This window comes from Nocardioides turkmenicus, assembly GCF_011045035.1.
In the GTDB taxonomy this organism is placed as follows: Bacteria; Actinomycetota; Actinomycetes; order Propionibacteriales; family Nocardioidaceae; genus Nocardioides; species Nocardioides turkmenicus.
On sequence record NZ_JAALAA010000016.1, the window covers coordinates 113,869 to 130,619 of the forward strand.

Sequence of the window (16,751 nt, forward strand, 5' to 3'; positions counted from 1 at the left end):
CGATCACCCCAGGGCGTCGAGCGCCTGTTTGAGGTCGTCGAGCCGCTGGCTGAGCCGGCGGCGGGCGTCGCTGCCGGGACCCACGTCGGCGCCGCCGTCCAGGTCCGCGACTGCCTCCTCGACGCCGGCGAGGCGCGACCGGAGGTCGGCGACGACGTCGACGTCGACCCGGCCGGGCCCCGGGGCGCGGCGCTCGTCGAGGGAGCGGCGCAGCAGGTCGGCCTGGGTGCTGAGCTTGCGGCTGGCGTGCCACAGGTCGACGAAGACCTGCACCTTCGCGCGCAGCAGCCACGGGTCGAACGGCTTGGCCAGGAAGTCGGCGGCGCCGGTCGCGTAGCCGCGATAGGCGAGGTGGGTGTCGAAGTCGTTCGCGGTCAGGAAGATGATCGGGACGTCCTTGGTGCGCTCGCGGGCCTTGATGCGGGTCGCGGTCTCGAAGCCGTCCATCCCCGGCATCTGCGCGTCGAGCAGGATCAGCGCGAAGTCGTCGTGGAGGAGGGCCCGCAGGGCGTCCTCGCCCGAGCCCGCCCGCACGAGGGTCTGGTTGAGCGAGCCGAGGATCGCCTCGAGCGCGACCAGGTTGGCCGCCCGGTCGTCGACCAGCAGGATCTTGGCTCGTGCGCTCGTCGGGGCCCCGATCGGGGCGGCAGCGGTCTCGTTCACGGAAGCCACACCCGGAACAGCGAGAGCAGGTCGGCGACGTCGACCGGCTTGGTGATGTATTCCGAGGCGCCGGCGGCGATGCTGTCCTCACGGTCGCCCGTCATCGCCTTCGCGGTCAGCGCGATCATCGGCAGGCTCTTGAACTGCGGGATGTCGCGGATCAGCCGCATCGCGGTCAGACCGTCCATGCCCGGCATCATGATGTCCATCAGCACCAGGTCGACGCCCGGCTCCCGCTGCAGCGTCTCGATCCCGGCCTCGCCCGACTCGGCGTAGAGGACGTCGATGCCGTGCTCCTCGAGCGCGCTCGTGAGCGCGAAGACGTTGCGTACGTCGTCGTCGACGATCAGGATCCGCCGGCCCACGAACTGGCCGGTGGTGTCGGTCGGCTCGGCGACGTACGTCCGGGGAAGCTGCACCCCGGTGCGGCCCAAGAGCGCGCTCACGTCGTCGATCGCCTCCTCGGTGGTCGCCGGGGTCTTCAGGGTCATCGCCTGGGCGTACCTGTCCAGCCGGTTCTGCTGAGCCTTGGTCACCTCGCCGACCCTACTCAGCACGACCGGGGTGTCCTTGGTGCGCTTGTGGGTGCGCATCCAGCGGAGCACCTCGAAGCCGCCGTCGGCCAGCGGGAGGTCGAGCACCACGCAGTCGACGTCGCGCTCGGCCAGGACGGCCTGGGCCTCGTCGGAGGAGGAGCCGAAGACGGTCTCGACCTCGTCGACCGAGCGGTAGAGGGCCTCCACGACCGCGCTGGTGCCGGGGCCGGTCTCGTCGCCGCCACCGCTGAGGACCAGCAGGAGCTGGTCGGCCCTGGGGCCGGCCAGCTGTGGCTCGTCGACCGCGGGCGTCGCGGGCTGGGCGTCGACCGTGTCGGAGCTGATCCTGGGGACGTACAGGGTGAACGAGCTGCCGTGGCCGGGCTCGCTCTTGACCTGGATCTCGCCGCCGATGAGGTGGGCGACCTCGCGGCTGATCGACAGCCCGAGGCCGGTGCCGCCGAACTTGCGGCTGATGGTGCCGTCGGCCTGCTGGAACGCCTCGAAGATGACCTTCAGCTTCTCGGGTGGGATGCCGATGCCGGTGTCGATCACCGAGAAGGCCAGCACCGCGTCGGCCTCCTGCAGGCTGCGGGTCGAGAAGCGCTCGCCGGAGGCGTTGCGGATCAGCAGGCGTACGCCGCCGCTGTCGGTGAACTTGACCGCGTTGGAGAGCAGGTTGCGCAGCACCTGCTGCAGCCGGTGCTGGTCCGAGCGCAGCACACGGGGCACGTCGCGGTCGACGCTGACGATGAAGTCGAGGTCCTTCTCGGCGGTCAGCGGCCGGAAGGTCGCCTCGACGTACTCGACCACGGAGGTCACGTCCACGTCGGTGACGTGGACATCCATCTTCCCGGCCTCGACCTTGGACAGGTCGAGGATGTCGTTGATCAGCTGGAGCAGGTCGGTGCCCGCTCCGTGGATGGTGCGGGAGTACTCCACCTGGCGGGCGTTGAGGTTGCCGTCGACGTTGTCGGAGAGCAGCCGGGCCAGGATGAGCAGCGAGTTGAGCGGCGTACGCAGCTCGTGGGACATGTTGGCCAGGAACTCGGACTTGTAGCGGGAGGAGAGGGCGAGCTGCTCGGCGCGCTCCTCCAGGCCGCGCCGGGCCTCCTCGATCTCGAGGTTCTTGATCTCGATCGCCTGGTTCTGGTCGGCGAGCTGGCGGGCCTTCTCCTCGAGCGCGGCGTTGGTCTGCTGCAGCTCGACCTGCTGGCGCGCGCCCTCGTCCTGCTTGTCCTGCAGCTCCGCGGCGAGGCGCTGCGACTCGACCAGCAGCTCCTCGGTGCGGGAGCTGGCCATGATCGCGTTGAGCGAGACCCCGATCGACTCGGCGAGCTGCTCGAGGAACTGCATGTGGACGGCGCTGAACGGCCGGAACGAGGCGAGCTCGACCACGCCGATCACCTTCTCCTCGAACGCCACCGGGAGCACCACGATCGAGGCAGGCGAGGCCGACCCGTGCCCGGAGGAGATCCGCAGGAAGTCGGAAGGCACGTCGCGCACGACGATCGGCTGACGGTCGTAGGCAGCCTGCCCGACCAGTCCCTCGCCGAGTGCGAAGACGTCGGGGACCTCGGGACTGGGCTGATAACCGTAGGACGCGATCCGGCGCAGGACCTTGGGACCGCTCTGCTCGGAGGTCTGGTCGGTGAGGAAGATCGAGCCCTGCTGGGCGCCGACCAGAGGGGTGAGCTCGGAGACGATCAGCCGGGCGACCTCGAGCAGATCACGACCACCCTGCATGTGGCCGGTGAACCGGGCCAGGTTGGTCTTGAGCCAGTCCTGGTCCTCGTTGGCCTTGGTGGTCTCCCGCAGCGAGTCGATCATCTCGTTGAGGTTGTCCTTCAGCTCGGCGACCTCGCCGGCGGCGCCGACGGTGATCTGCCGGCTCAGGTCCCCCTGGGTCACCGCGGCGGAGACCTCGGCGATCGCGCGGAGCTGCGTCGTCAGCGTCGAGGCGAGCTGGTTGACGTTCTCCGTCAGGTCGCGCCACGTGCCGGAGACGTCGGCGACCTCGGCCTGGCCACCGAGCTTGCCCTCGGTGCCGACCTCGCGGGCCACGCGGGTGACCTCGTCGGCGAACGAGGAGAGCTGGTCGACCATGGTGTTGACCGTGGACTTGAGCTCGAGGATCTCCCCGCGGGCGTCGACGGTGATCTTCTGGGTGAGGTCGCCGCGCGCGACCGCGGTGGTGACCTGGGCGATGTTGCGGACCTGGGAGGTCAGGTTGGACGCCATCGAGTTCACCGAGTCGGTGAGGTCCTTCCAGGTGCCGGCCACGCCACGCACGTGGGCCTGACCGCCCAGCGAGCCCTCGGTGCCGACCTCACGGGCGACTCGGGTGACCTCGTCGGCGAACGTACGCAGCGTGTCGACCATCGCGTTGAGGGTGCCGGCCAAGGCGGCGACCTCGCCGCGGGCCTCGATGGAGATCTTCTGCGACAGGTCGCCCTGGGAGACCGCCTTCGCCACCTGGGCGATGCTGCGGACCTGGTTGGTCAGGTTCGAGGCCATCGAGTTCACCGAGACGGTCAGATCGCGCCACGTGCCGGCGACGCCGGGCACCTGGGCCTGGCCACCGAGGGCGCCCTCGGTGCCGACCTCGCGGGCGACGCGGGTGACCTCGTCGGCGAACGACCCGAGCTGGTCGACCATGGTGTTGATGGTCGACTTGAGCTCGAGGATCTCGCCGCGGGCGTCGACGGTGATCTTCTGGGTCAGGTCGCCGCGGGCGACGGCGGTGGTGACCTGGGCGATGTTGCGGACCTGGTCGGTCAGGTTGGACGCCATCGAGTTGACGGAGTCGGTGAGGTCCTTCCAGGTGCCGGAGACGTCGTGGACGTCGGCCTGGCCACCCAGGCGGCCCTCGGTGCCGACCTCACGGGCCACACGGGTGACCTCGTCGGCGAAGGAGGAGAGCTGGTCGACCATGGTGTTGATGGTCGACTTGAGCTCGAGGATCTCGCCGCGGGCGTCGACGGTGATCTGCCGGCTCAGGTCGCCGCGCGCGACCGCGGTGGTCACCTGGGCGATGTTGCGCACCTGGGCGGTCAGGGTGCCGGCCATGAAGTTCACCGAGTCGGTCAGGTCGCGCCAGGTGCCGGAGACGCCCGGCACCGCCGCCTGGCCGCCGAGCTGACCCTCGCCGCCGACCTCGCGGGCGACGCGGGTGACCTCGTCGGCGAAGGAGGACAGCTGGTCGACCATGGTGTTGACGGTGGTCTTGAGCTCGGCGAGCTCGCCGCGTACGTCGACGGTGATCTTCTGCGACAGGTCGCCGCCCGCCACGGCGGTGGTGACCTGGGCGATGTTGCGGACCTGGTTGGTCAGGTTGGTCGCCATCGAGTTGACGGAGTCGGTGAGGTCCTTCCACCGGCCGCCGACGCCCGGCACCTCGGCCTGGCCGCCCAGCATGCCCTCGGTGCCGACCTCGCGGGCCACACGGGTGACCTCGTCGGCGAAGGCGGAGAGCTGGTCGACCATGGTGTTGACGGTGGTCTTGAGCTCGGCGAGCTCGCCGCGTACGTCGACGGTGATCTTCTGCGACAGGTCGCCGCCCGCGACCGCGGTGGTGACCTGGGCGATGTCGCGGACCTGGTTGGTCAGGTTGGAGGCCATCGAGTTCACCGAGTCGGTGAGGTCCTTCCACCGGCCGGCCACGCCGGGCACCTCGGCCTGACCTCCGAGGATGCCCTCGGTGCCGACCTCGCGGGCGACACGGGTGACCTCGTCGGCGAAGGTCTGCAGGGTCGCGGTCATCGAGTTGAGCGTCTCGGCGAGCTCGGCGACCTCACCCCGCGCGGTGACCGTGATCTGCTGCGACAGGTCGCCGCGGGCGACGGCCTTGGCGACCGAGGAGATCCCGCGCACCTGGGAGGTCAGGTTGGAGGCCATGGTGTTGACCGAGTCGGTCAGGTCGCGCCAGGTGCCGGACACGCCGCGTACGTCGGCCTGGCCGCCGAGACGGCCCTCGGTGCCGACCTCGCGGGCGACACGGGTGACCTCCGCGGCGAACGAGGACAGCTGGCCGACCATCCGGTCGACGGTGTCCTTGAGCTGTGCCATCTCGCCGGAGACCTCGATGGTGACCGTGCGGGACAGGTCGCCGTTGGCGACGGCGGTGGTGACCTCGGCGATGTCGCGGACCTGGGCGGTCAGGCGCGAGGACATCGTGTTGACCGCGTCGATGAGGTCGCGCCAGGTGCCGGTGGCGTTGCGCACGCGCGCGCGACCGCCGAGCTTGCCCTCGGTGCCGACCTCGCGGGTGACCCGGGCGATCTCCTCGGTGATCGTGGCGAGCTGGGCGACCAGGCCGTTCACGCTCTTGGCGACCAGCAGCGGGTCGCCCTTGAGGGCGCGGCTGCCGTGGCGTACGGCCATCGTCTGGGTGAGGTCGCCGGCGGAGACCGCGGCGACGACCCGGGCGACCTCGGCGGTCGGGCGGGCCAGGTCGGCGACCAGACCGTTGGCGTCCTCGACCGCACCGGCCCAGGCTCCGCCGCCGATGCTCGGCCGGAGCCGCTCGTCGTGGTGGCCGTCGCGACCGGCGTCGCGGCGTACGCGGGAGAGCTCGCCGCTCAGCTGGCTCAGCCGTTCGGCGATCTCGTTGTGGAGGGAGGCGAGGTCGCCGAGCGGCCCGTCGACGGGCTCGAGCCGTCCGGTGAAGATGCCGTCGCGCATCGCGGTCATCGCGTCCTTGAGCTGGCGCATCGCGATCGGGTCGACCGGCACCGGCTCGGGGCGTGCGGCATCGACCGGCGTACCGGTCGATGTGCCCGTCGATGAGGGCATCTGGCCTCCTCTCGCGCCGAATCGCGCGTCTGCTGCAGTGTCGCACCCAACCGCTGGTCGCGGCTGACAAAACGGTCGTTCCCCTCGATTCTGGTCATTCCTTGACCTACCAGCAGGTTTCCTTGGTCTGATCAGTGCCGTTCGGGGGCGGATCGGGTGCAGAATCGGCTTGGCCATGAGCACCGGAGTCAAGACGATCTCGCGCAGGTTCGAGCCGGCACCGACGTCGGTCTCCGAGGCGCGCCGTTTCGCGCGTACGGTGCTGGCCGACTGGGGTCTGGAGGACCTTCTCGACGATGCCGTCCTGTTGACCAGCGAGCTCGTCACCAACGCCGTGACGCATGCCGGGACGCCGATGACCGTCGCGGTCGTGCGCGAGAAGGACCGGCTCCGCATCGACGTGTTCGACCAGCACCCGACGAGGGTGCTCCCGGTCGGTGCCAACGCCCGTCCGGGGGCCGGCGAGCACGGTCGTGGTCTGCTCATCACCTCGGCGCTGTCGACCGCCTGGGGCGTGGAGTACCGCAAGGACCACAAGCGGGTCTGGGCGGCGTTCGCGCTGGTCGAGGAGACCATCGGCGCCGAGGCGCCCGCCGGCGACAGCGCCGAGGACCAGAACGTACGCCGCCGCGCCCCCGCGTCCCCGGCAGGCCAGGACCCGTTGGGACTGAGCGGGCTCGCGCTCAACCAGCTGCCGCTGGCGGACATGCTCGAGCTGGTGGTGGAGCAGACCCGGGACCGGTTCGGCGCCGATGCTGCGTACCTGCTGCTCGAGGACGAGATGGAGGACCGGTTCGTGGTGGCCGCCACGAGTGGGTCTGCCGCGCCGATCCAGGGACAGGGCGTGCGGCGTGGCGAGGCCGGCGCCCCCAGCCTCAAGGCGTCGTTCCGGCCGCTGGCGATCGGCGACCTGCGCGCGACTCCGGTCGAGCTGCTCCGCGGGCTCGACCTGCGCTCGCTGGTGACCGCTCCGGTGGCCTTCGACGGGCGTGTGATCGGCACGCTGGCGGTCGCGCTGGCCGAGCCGGCCGGCTTCACGACCGAGGACGGCGCCCAGCTGCAGCGGATCGCGGACTGGGCTGCGCCCAGCGTCGACCGCGCCTCCACCCGGGCCGCGGACACCGAGCGGCGCGCGTGGCTGGCGTTCCTGGGGGAGTCCAGCGTGATGCTGGCCGGGTCGCTGGATCTGGAGACGACGACAGCGATGACCGGGCAGATCATCGTGCCGCGGCTGGCGACGTGGTGCGGCATCTACCTCAACGACGCCCGTGAGCAGGCGCGGCTCCAGTTCGCCTGGCATGCCGACGAGCACCAGCTCGACGCGCTCGAGAAGGCCTTGGAGGACGCGGCTCCGGACGGCCGGGAGGCTCCGGCCGAGCCCGACTTCCCGGGCGAGGTCGCGATCCTGCCGCTGGAGGCGCGCAACCGGATCATCGGCTGGCTCACCCTCGGCAGGCCGGTCGGGGAGCCGCTGCGCCGCGAGCGGCTGCTGGTCGCGGAGTCGGTGTCCCGCCGGGCGGCGCTGGCCATCGACAACGCCCGCGCTCACACCGAGCTCCAGGACATCGGCCAGTCGCTGCAGCGCAGCCTGCTGCCGGCGGTGCTGCCCGAGATCCCGGGCGTCGACATCGGGGTGGGCTACGAGCCGACGGGGGAGTTCAACGACGCCGGCGGCGACTTCTACGACATCTTCGCGCTCGGCGCCGGACGCTGGGGCTTCATGGTGGGCGACGTGTGCGGTGTCGGGCCGGAGGCGGCCGCGGTCGCCGGGATGTCGCGCCACACCGTGCGGGCGCTGATGCGGGCCGGCATCCCGATCGCGCCGACCCTGGAGCGGCTCAACGCCGCGATCTGCGACGAGGGGACCCGGGGCCGGTTCATCACGATGGTCTGCGGCACGCTCGAGGTCACCGCGGCGTCCCGGTTCCGGCTCCGGCTGGTCTGCGCCGGCCACCCGCCGCCGTTCCTGGTCACCCGCTCCCGGCCCGGTGTGCCGGCCCGCCGGGTGGGTCGGCCGCAGGCGCTCCTCGGGGTGATCGAGACGGTCGACTACATCGAGGAGGAGGTGACGGTGGCGCGCGGCGACCGGCTCGTCGTCGTCACCGACGGTGTCCTGGAGCGGCGGGCGGGGGAGCCGATGTTCGAGGAGGCCGGGGTCGAGGCCGTCCTCGCCGCCGGCATCGGGGCGGGCGCTCAGGCCGTCGCGGACCGGCTGCTGCGCGCCGTCACCGACTTCTGCACCACGCCGCCCTCGGACGACATGGCGGTCCTCGTCCTCGACCTGGGCAAAGGAGCAGTCTCTCCAAGCCCCCGCTGACCCCGGCTCGGCGCCCGGAACCCGCGCCCTAGACTGAGGCAACATGAGCGAGCTCACCGTGATCGTGCTGGCCGCCGGTGGCGGCACCCGGATGAAGTCCAAGACTCCCAAGATGCTCCACCAGATCGCGGGCCGGAGTCTCGTGGGGCATGTCCTGGCCGCCGTCTCGGAGGCCGGGGCGTCGCGCGTCGTCGCGGTCGTCGGTCACCAGCGCGAGCTGGTCGAGCCCCACATCGCCGAGATCCTCCCGGAGGCCGTGATCGCGGTCCAGACCGAGCAGCTCGGCACCGCCCACGCCGTGCGGGTCGCGGTCGAGGCGGGCGCGGTCTCCGGCGGGACCGTCCTGGTGACGTACGGCGACACGCCCCTGCTGCGCGGTGAGTCGCTGCGCGCGCTGGTGGCCGACCACGAGGCCGCTGGCCGGGCCGCCACGATCCTGAGCGGGATCGTCCCCGAGCCGTTCGGCTACGGCCGGATCCTGCGCGACGACGCGGGGGTCAGCGGGATCGTCGAGGAGAAGGACGCGACCGACGAGCAGCGGGCGATCACCGAGATCAACTCGGGGATCATCGCCTTCGACGGGGCGTTCCTGGCCGACGTACTGCCTCGGATCGGCAACGACAACGCCAAGAAGGAGTTCTACCTCACCGACGCGATCGCGCTGGCCGTCGCCGACGGGCTGAGCGTGGACGCGTTCGTCCTCGACGACGTCACCGAGGCCGAGGGTGCCAACGACCGGGCCCAGCTCGCGGCGCTCGGGAAGATCCTCAACGACCGGATCGTGACCCGGTGGATGAAGGACGGGGTCACCGTGATGGACCCGGCGACGACCTGGATCGACGCCGATGTCGAGCTCGCCCCCGACGTCACGATCCTGCCCGGCACCCAGCTCATCGGCGCCACCCGGATCGACGAGGACGCGGTGGTCGGTCCCGACTGCACGCTGAAGGACACCGAGGTCGGCCACGGCGCCCGGGTGATGCGTACGCAGGCAGAGCTCGCCGTCGTCGGACCCGGCGCCAACGTCGGGCCGTTCTCCTACCTGCGCCCGGGCACGGTGCTCGGCGAGGAGGGCAAGATCGGCGGCTTCGTCGAGGTCAAGAATTCTCGCATCGACGCCGGGGCGAAGGTGCCTCACCTGTCCTACGTCGGCGACGCGACGATCGGTGAGGGCACCAACATCGGCGCCGGCACGATCTTCGCCAACTACGACGGGGTCAACAAGCACAAGACCAGGATCGGGCGCCACGTGAAGTCGGGATCGGGTGTGACCTTCGTCGCCCCGGTGGTCGTCGGAGACGGTGCCGCGACCGGTGGTGAGGCCCTGATCCGCGACGACGTTCCGCCCGGTGCGCTGGCCGTCTCCGCAGGTCAGCAGCGCAACATCGAGGGCTGGACGCTGGCCCGGCGGGCGGGCACCGCGCAGGCGGCTGCGGCCGAGGAGGCGCTCGAGGCGGGCGTACCCATCCTTGGTGAACCCTCGGCGACAGGCGAGTGACCCCCGGGGTTGGGCGCTGCGGCGAAGTTGATGGAGAATCCAAGTGCAGTGACCCCGGGGGTAGGAGCCAGCAGATGACCAAGCGCACCACCGAGAAGCAGTTGATGCTCTTCAGCGGCCGGGCTCACCCGGTTCTCGCGGAGGAGGTCGCCGACCTTCTCGGAACGAAGCTCGTGCCGACCTCGGCCTACGACTTCGCCAACTCCGAGATCTACGTCCGCTACGAGGAGTCGGTGCGCGGCTCGGACGCCTTCGTGATCCAGTCGCACACGGCGCCGATCAACCAGTGGCTGATGGAGCACCTGATCATGGTCGACGCGCTGAAGCGCGCCTCGGCCAAGCGGATCACCGTCGTGATGCCGTTCTGGGGCTACTCCCGCCAGGACAAGAAGCACCGCGGTCGCGAGCCGATCTCGGCCCGTCTGGTCGCCGACATGTTCAAGACCGCGGGCGCGGACCGGATCATCTCCGTCGACCTCCACGCCGACCAGCTCCAGGGCTACTTCGACGGCCCGGTCGACCACCTGATGGCGCTGCCGCTGCTGACCGACTACATCAAGGACAAGTACGGCAACCAGCCGCTCGCGGTCGTCTCGCCCGACGCCGGCCGGATCAAGGTCGCCGAGCGCTGGGCCGCGCGGCTCGGTGGCGCGCCGCTGGCGTTCATCCACAAGACCCGCGACATCAACCGGCCCAACGAGACCGTCGCCAACCGCGTCGTGGGTGAGGTCAAGGACCGCATCTGCATCCTCACCGACGACATGATCGACACCGGTGGCACGATCGTGAAGGCCGCCGACGCGCTCATGGCGGACGGCGCTGCCGGCGTGATCATCTGCGCGACCCACGCGATCCTCTCCGACCCTGCGGTCGACCGGCTGAAGAACTCCTCCGCGCTCGAGGTCGTCATCACCAACACGCTTCCGGTGCCGGAGGAGAAGCAGTTCGACAAGCTCACCACGCTCTCCATCGCCCCGATGGTCGCGCGGGCGATCCGCGAGGTCTTCGAGGACGGCTCGGTGACCTCGATGTTCGACGGTCACGCCTGAGCCTGACGTCTCCGTGGGCGGCGACTTCGAGCTGACGACGGACGAGCTGCGGGTCGTCGCCCGCTACGTCGCGGAGACGGCGGCCGAGGTGTTGCCGGTCTTCGAGGCGGCCGTGTCCGGCGACCGCCGCCCGCGGCTCGCGCTGGACGCGGCCTGGGAGTTCGTCGGTGGTGCGAGGCGTACGAAGCTGCAGCGGGTCACCTCCCTGGACGCGCACCGCGCTGCCGCCGAGGCGCCGTCCGAGGCTTCCCGGCTGGCGGCGCGCAGCGCGGGCGACGCCGCCTCGGCCGCCTACCTCCATCCGCTCGCCGACGCCGCTCAGGTCGGGCACATCCTGCGTGCTTCCGCGAGCGTCGCACGGATCGCGGAGATCGAGGCGTCGGGTGATCCCGACGCTGCCTCCGCCTCCCTGGACCGCGCTGTCGCGCGAGCGACGCCAGAGCTGGTCGAGGTGCTGATGCGCTATCCGTCGGTGTCTTCCGGTGGCAACCGGGTCGCCTCGCTCATGAGTCGACTCGACGGACGGTTGCGATCTCTGCGCTGACGGTCTTCAGACGCCGAACCGTGCGGCGACCTCGTCGGAGACGGCGGCGTCGATCCTCGCTCTCAGCTCAGGGTGCATCTCCGGGAGATCGTCCACGTGGAACCAGCCGACATCCACGGACTCATCATCGGCCACGTACGCCTCGCCCGAGAGCCACGTGCAGCTGAACGTCAGGTCCATGTAGACCGCCCGGTCGCCGTTGGGATAGACCATCGGGCTTGTCGCTCCTGCTGACGCGAGGCGGTCGACCGAGATGTCCACCCCTGTCTCCTCCTTCGCCTCCCGCACCGCTGCCGTCGCCGGCTGCTCGCCGGGGTCGACGATCCCGGTGATCGGTGTCCACCTGCCGTTGTCTGCTCGCTGGACCAGGAGGATCTCGTCGCCTCTGCGCACCACCGCGGTTACGCCGGGGAGCCAGAGCAGCTCGGTGCCTATCTTGCGGCGGAGGGCGACGATGAAGTCTGGGATCGGCATGTTGTTCACGGTATCTGGGTGTGTTGACCGTCTGTCGTGGACTGTTTCTTCGTGGTTGGGGTGGGCCGCCGACCCTTTCCTGGAGGGTGTTCTCGCCGGACCCCGGAGTCAAGGACGGCCTTCGGCCGCCGGCTTCGCCGGCCGCTTCGCGGTCCTTGACACCGGGGTCCGGCGAGAAAAAACTTGGCTGGCTATCGGGGCGGCGGCCCGGGTGTGGCGCAGCAGAAGAGGGTCGTTCGCTGACCGCGAAAGTGGGGGTTGACCTGGGAAAATAGGTTCCCGCTGGGGGTGGTTCCGGAGTAGAATAGAGACCATCACAGCACACCCTTGAAAGCGGGAAAGCGATGAGTCTCGGGCGCGGAATCGACCACTGGGGCACCAACCCTGGCGACATGGTCGACGCCGCCCTGACCGCCATCGAATCCGCCCTCCAGGACCTGCTCGCCACCGACCCGACTTACTGGCGGACCGGGCAGAAGAAGAACTTCCTCGAACGGCTCGAGAAGCTCCAGGCCCAACAGGCCGCGTTGAAGCTCCGGGTCCTCGCCACAGCCAGCGACATCGCCGAAGAGACCGGCGCCAACGACGCCTCCGGATGGCTGCGGACCCGAACTGCTGGTCGACAAGGCGGTCGCACGGTCCCAGATCAAGCTGGCGGCTGGGGTCGCGAAGTACGACCTCGTCGCCGATGGCCTGGCTGAAGGTGTGGTGTCCCAGGACAAGGCTCGGGTGATCACCAAGGCGCTGGATGCGATCGAGGCCGATCCCGCCGCCAGTCGCGAGGACCTGGCTTTGGCCGAGAAGCTCCTGGTCGACTACGCGACCCGGCTGACCGCGAACGAGCTCAAGATCGTCGGGAAGCGGATTCTCGCCGAGATCGACCCTGAGCGGTTCGAGGCTGTTGAGGCGAAGGCGTTGCAGCGGGAGGAGGAGCGGGCGCAGCGACGCACCTTCTTCCAGTCCCGGGACAACGGCGACGGGACCGTCGACATCCACGCCCGGGTGTCCCGTGCGGTCGGGGTCCGGCTCCGCACGATCTTGGACTCGCTGGCCCAGCCCCGGAAGCTCTCGGCTCAGGACAAGGGTGTCAAGGCCCCGTATGACCGGTTGTTGGGGCAGGCGTTCGCCCGGGTGGTCGAGACCTACGACGTGGAGAACCTGCCACGTCACGGCGGCCACGCGACGACGGTGTTCATCACCATGACCCTCGACCAGTTGCGTGCCGACCTCGGCACCGCAGCACTGGGGTTCGACGGCGAGCAGATCACCGCAGCCGAAGCCCGCCGGATGGCGTGCAACGCGGATCTGGTCCCGGTGGTGCTGGGCACCGACTCCGAGATCCTCGACTTCGGTCGGACCGCGCGGTTGGCCCAACCGATCCAACACCGCGCACTCCGGCTACGCGACAAGTGCTGCCAAGCCGAAGACTGCGACGCACCAGCAGCGTGGACCGAAGCCCACCACCTGAAACCCTGGTCCGAAGGCGGAAGAACCGACCTCGAAAACATGGTCCTGTTGTGTTCGAGTGACCATCGCCGGATCCACGATCCGAACTATGGCTATGAGCGGCTCCCGGATGGGCGGATCCGGTTCACCCGACGTACCTGAGGCACTGAAGGCACTGGCTCGCCCCTTGTGAAGCGTTCACAAGGTGCCATCGCCTAGCAAAGGCACGAGAACGCTTGTGCCTGCCCGGAGCACTGGCCCCGGATCCCAAGCCCGCGCCGAACCTGAATCTTGCTGCGCCAAACTGCTGCCGCCGACCCGATAGCCAGCCAAATCTCTCGGCGGAGCCCGGTGTCCAGGACCGCGAAGCGGCCGGCGAAGCCGGCGGCCGAAGGCCGTCATCTCGACAAGCTCGATACATCGCCTTGACTCCGGGCTCAGGCGAGAACACCCTCCGTAACGGGTCGGCGGCCACCAGCCTTCGAGAATCAGTTCACCGTCTTCCCAGTGAGAACGTCAGGATTCTGAGCAAGCCACGTATCCATCTCGTCCTCCCGCACAGCCGCCCACAGCTCACGCCCCTTGCGCTTGTCGAGACGGACCACGCTCTGCGCGCCTTCTCGTCCCAGCCCGGCCACCGGAGCGGTGAAGAACGTCAGGTCCGACGACGGCATCCGGGCGAGGTCGAGAGCGAGCCTGCGAAGCTCGCCGCCGGAGAAGCCGGAGTCGACGGTCAGGTGGCGGGTGATGATGTCGAGGAGGTCGTACGCCTTCTTGGGGTCCTTCGGGTCGACGCTCTGCCGCAGGCCGCGGAGGATGGAGCGGAGCACGTACTGCTGGCGTTTCACGCGATCCAGGTCGCCGCCGGGGAGGCCGTAGCGCTGGCGTACGTAGAGGAGGGCCTCCTCGCCGCTGAGCCGGTGGTTGCCCTTGGTCCAGGTGCGGTCGCGGGCGGAGTCGTGGACGGTCTCGGGGATGTAGACCTCGACGCCCCCGAGGAGGTCGCCGATCTCCTCGAAGCCCGCCCAGTCGACCCAGGCGACGTGGTCGATGCGTACGCCGGTGAGCTTCTCGACCGTCTGCACGCTGAGTCGCGGCCCGCCCTGGGAGAAGGCGGCGTTGACCTTGGCCTTGCCGTGGCCGGGAATCCGCACCCACGAGTCGCGGGGGATGGAGACGACCGAGGCGGAGCGGCGGTCCGCGCTGAGGTGGAGCAGCATCATCGTGTCGGCCCTCTGCTCGCCGGGCGTCCACGACCCGGTGGCCTCGCTGCCGGTGGTCGCCTCGCCGCCGGTGCGGCCGTCGGTGCCGAGCAGCAGGATGTTCATCGCCCCTGCGGCGCTGCCGGCCGGTTCCGGGCGCTCCTCGAGGCCCGCGAAGACGTCGACGGTCTGGACCTGCTTGTCGAGGCGGTGGGCGAGGTACCAGCCGGTGCCGGCGACCGCGCCGACGAGCACGACGAACGCGATCCCGACGCCGAGCCAGATGCGCGACTTCTTCATGGCCGTCCTCAGTGGTGGGGGTCGAGGGCGCCTAGAGGCTAGTGGTCGCTATTCGCGGTCATCGAGGTGGTCCTCCCAGGAGCGCCGCAGGATCGTCGGTACGTCGCCGGCCAGCGCCTCGCGCAGCGCATCGAGCTGCCTGGGATCGAGCGCGATCCGTGGGAACGCACGACCGACCTCGAGGGCGAAGGCCTGGCCACGGGTGGCGAGCTTCGGGGCCTCGGCGAGGTAGGCGTCGACGTAGGGGCGCAGCAGGTGGGCCTGCTCGGCGATCCACATCCCCGAGGCGAGCGCACCGAAGCGACGGTTGTCCACGCCGGGGGCGAGCATGGCCTCCCAGGCGGCATCCTTCGCGGTGGTCGAAGGCCGCGCGGCGAGGGCCCGAAGCGCACCGAGGTCGCCCTCGACGGTGCCGTCGCGGTCCCGCTCGGCGGCGATGAAGCGCGCGTCGGCCTCGCCGAGCGAGGCGAGGCGTACGACCGCCTCCCATCGGGTGGTCGGCAGCAGCGCGATGCCGGCCGCGACCTTGTCGGCGTCGAGCCATTCGCGCAGCATCGCGGCGTCCGCGCTGGTCGCGGCCAGGGCCGCCGCCCAGGCCAACGCCCGCTGCTCGTCGTCGACGGAGGCCGCCAGTCCGGCGGATGCCGCGGCGGCGACCCGCGCCACCGCGCCGGCAGTGCGGGAGGCCGGCACCCGATGCGGGATCACCACCGATCGGGCCTCCGAGAGCACGCCCTCGATGATGTCCGGGCGGGTCTCGCTGGGCAGCTGGGCCTCGACCAGGTCGAGGAAGTCATCGGCCGACAGGTCGCGCGAACGCACCAGGAGAGCGGCGGAGGACCAGAGCACGGCACGGACGAGCGGGTCCTCGAGCCGGGACAGCCCAGCGCAGAGCGACGCCCACGACTCCGGGTCGAGCCGGAGCCCGGCGAAGGTCTCACCACCTGCGTTGGGCACGATGACGAGCCCGGCGAACTCCGGGAGCCGCACCGCCTCGTCTCCCAGCTCGACCCGCTTGCGGCCGACGAGCCGGAGCGCGGAGTCGTAGGCGGCGACCGTGAACGCATGCGGCCGGCGCCCCGCGCGTTCCAGGACGGGCACGTCCCCGTCGCGCCGCACGGTCAGGGTGTCGAAGCCCGGTTGCCGCAGCCATGCCTCCACCCAGCCGCGTACGTCCTTCGACGAGCACTCCGCGAGCGACTCCACGAAGTCGGCCAGGGTGGCGTTGGCGAAGCGGAAGCGGGTCAGGTGGCGGTTGACCCCGGCCATGAACTCCTCGTCACCGAGCCAGAACGCGAGCTGCACCAGGCAGGCGCCGCCCTTCGCGTAGGAGATGCCGTCGAAGATGGTGGCGGCGGTGTCCACGTCGGGTACGTCGTCGGCCAGCGGGGCGACCGGATGGGTCGAGCGGCGCGCGTCGGAGCGGTAGCCCCACGGCTTGCTCCGCACCTCCACCTCGACCCGCAGGTCCGAGAACCCGGCGCCAGCCTCCGCGACCCGGTAGCCCATGTAGTCGGCGAACGACTCCTGCAGCCAGGTGTCCTCCCACCAGGTCATCGTCATCGAGTCGCCGAACCACATGTGCGACATCTCGTGGGCGATGATCACCGCGCGGATCGCCCGCTGGGTGTCGGTGATCGCGCCGCGCGGCAGCAGCTCGTCGCGGTAGGTCACGCACCCCGGCATCTCCTGGGCGCCCCAGTTGAGCCCCGGCACGAAGACCTGGTCGTAGGAGTCGAAGGGGTAGGGGTCGTCGATGAGGTCGGCGTAGTGGGCGTAGCACGCCTCGGTCGTACGCCGCAGCTCCGCCGCGTCGCGGTCCAGCTCGGTCGCCAGCGACCGCCGGGCGTGCCAGCCGAAGTCGAGCCCGGCATGGGACCAGCGCACCGAGTGCCACGGCCCCGCGGCGACGACCAGCAGGGCGGGCG

General features: G+C 70.4%; 11 protein-coding genes. 6 read left to right on the forward strand and 5 right to left on the reverse strand.

The window, feature by feature from the left end; all coding sequences use genetic code 11:
- Window positions 1-3 precede the first annotated feature (3 nt).
- Window positions 4-663 carry a response regulator gene (locus G5C66_RS18650; RefSeq protein WP_338144224.1) on the reverse strand — a complete coding sequence of 220 codons (660 nt, stop codon included), beginning with the start codon at window positions 661-663 and terminating at the stop codon, window positions 4-6.
- The gene (locus tag G5C66_RS18655) at window positions 660-5,993 is read right to left on the reverse strand and encodes a HAMP domain-containing protein (protein WP_165112435.1); all 5,334 of its coding nucleotides are present in this window, start codon (window positions 5,991-5,993) and stop codon (window positions 660-662) included. The genes G5C66_RS18650 and G5C66_RS18655 overlap by 4 nt, the downstream gene beginning before the upstream one ends.
- A gap of 175 nt (window positions 5,994-6,168) precedes the next feature.
- Between G5C66_RS18655 and G5C66_RS18660 the strand changes: the two genes are divergently transcribed.
- From G5C66_RS18660 to G5C66_RS18675, 4 genes are all read left to right on the forward strand, one after another.
- The gene (locus G5C66_RS18660) at window positions 6,169-8,310 is read left to right on the forward strand and encodes a SpoIIE family protein phosphatase (protein WP_165112436.1); all 2,142 of its coding nucleotides are present in this window, start codon (window positions 6,169-6,171) and stop codon (window positions 8,308-8,310) included.
- A 43-nt stretch (window positions 8,311-8,353) separates the two neighbouring features.
- Window positions 8,354-9,808 carry a bifunctional UDP-N-acetylglucosamine diphosphorylase/glucosamine-1-phosphate N-acetyltransferase GlmU gene (glmU, locus tag G5C66_RS18665; RefSeq protein WP_165112437.1) on the forward strand — a complete coding sequence of 485 codons (1,455 nt, stop codon included), beginning with the start codon at window positions 8,354-8,356 and terminating at the stop codon, window positions 9,806-9,808.
- Window positions 9,809-9,882: 74 nt separating this feature from the next.
- Window positions 9,883-10,857: a ribose-phosphate diphosphokinase gene (locus tag G5C66_RS18670; RefSeq protein ID WP_165112438.1), complete on the forward strand. Its 975-nt coding sequence runs from the start codon at window positions 9,883-9,885 to the stop codon at window positions 10,855-10,857.
- A gap of 13 nt (window positions 10,858-10,870) precedes the next feature.
- The gene (locus G5C66_RS18675; protein ID WP_165112439.1) at window positions 10,871-11,401 is read left to right on the forward strand and encodes a putative immunity protein; all 531 of its coding nucleotides are present in this window, start codon (window positions 10,871-10,873) and stop codon (window positions 11,399-11,401) included.
- Window positions 11,402-11,407: 6 nt separating this feature from the next.
- On the opposite strand, the gene G5C66_RS18680 is transcribed toward G5C66_RS18675, so the two are convergent.
- Window positions 11,408-11,875: an NUDIX hydrolase gene (locus G5C66_RS18680; RefSeq protein ID WP_165112440.1), complete on the reverse strand. Its 468-nt coding sequence runs from the start codon at window positions 11,873-11,875 to the stop codon at window positions 11,408-11,410.
- A 392-nt stretch (window positions 11,876-12,267) separates the two neighbouring features.
- On the opposite strand from G5C66_RS18680, the gene G5C66_RS26120 reads away from it, so the two are divergent.
- Together G5C66_RS26120 and G5C66_RS18685 are read left to right on the forward strand one after the other, a co-directional pair.
- The gene (locus tag G5C66_RS26120; protein WP_241248647.1) at window positions 12,268-12,576 is read left to right on the forward strand and encodes a hypothetical protein; all 309 of its coding nucleotides are present in this window, start codon (window positions 12,268-12,270) and stop codon (window positions 12,574-12,576) included.
- Window positions 12,527-13,483 carry an HNH endonuclease signature motif containing protein gene (locus G5C66_RS18685; protein ID WP_241248657.1) on the forward strand — a complete coding sequence of 319 codons (957 nt, stop codon included), beginning with the start codon at window positions 12,527-12,529 and terminating at the stop codon, window positions 13,481-13,483. Before G5C66_RS26120 ends, G5C66_RS18685 begins: the two co-directional genes overlap by 50 nt.
- 326 nt (window positions 13,484-13,809) lie before the next feature.
- Here the strand turns inward: G5C66_RS18685 and G5C66_RS18690 are convergent, their stop codons facing one another.
- Together G5C66_RS18690 and G5C66_RS18695 are read right to left on the reverse strand one after the other, a co-directional pair.
- The gene (locus tag G5C66_RS18690) at window positions 13,810-14,823 is read right to left on the reverse strand and encodes an LCP family protein (RefSeq protein ID WP_165112441.1); all 1,014 of its coding nucleotides are present in this window, start codon (window positions 14,821-14,823) and stop codon (window positions 13,810-13,812) included.
- A gap of 48 nt (window positions 14,824-14,871) precedes the next feature.
- On the reverse strand, window positions 14,872-16,751 hold a 1,880-nt coding region (locus G5C66_RS18695; protein WP_165112442.1), incomplete at its 5' end, for a M1 family aminopeptidase.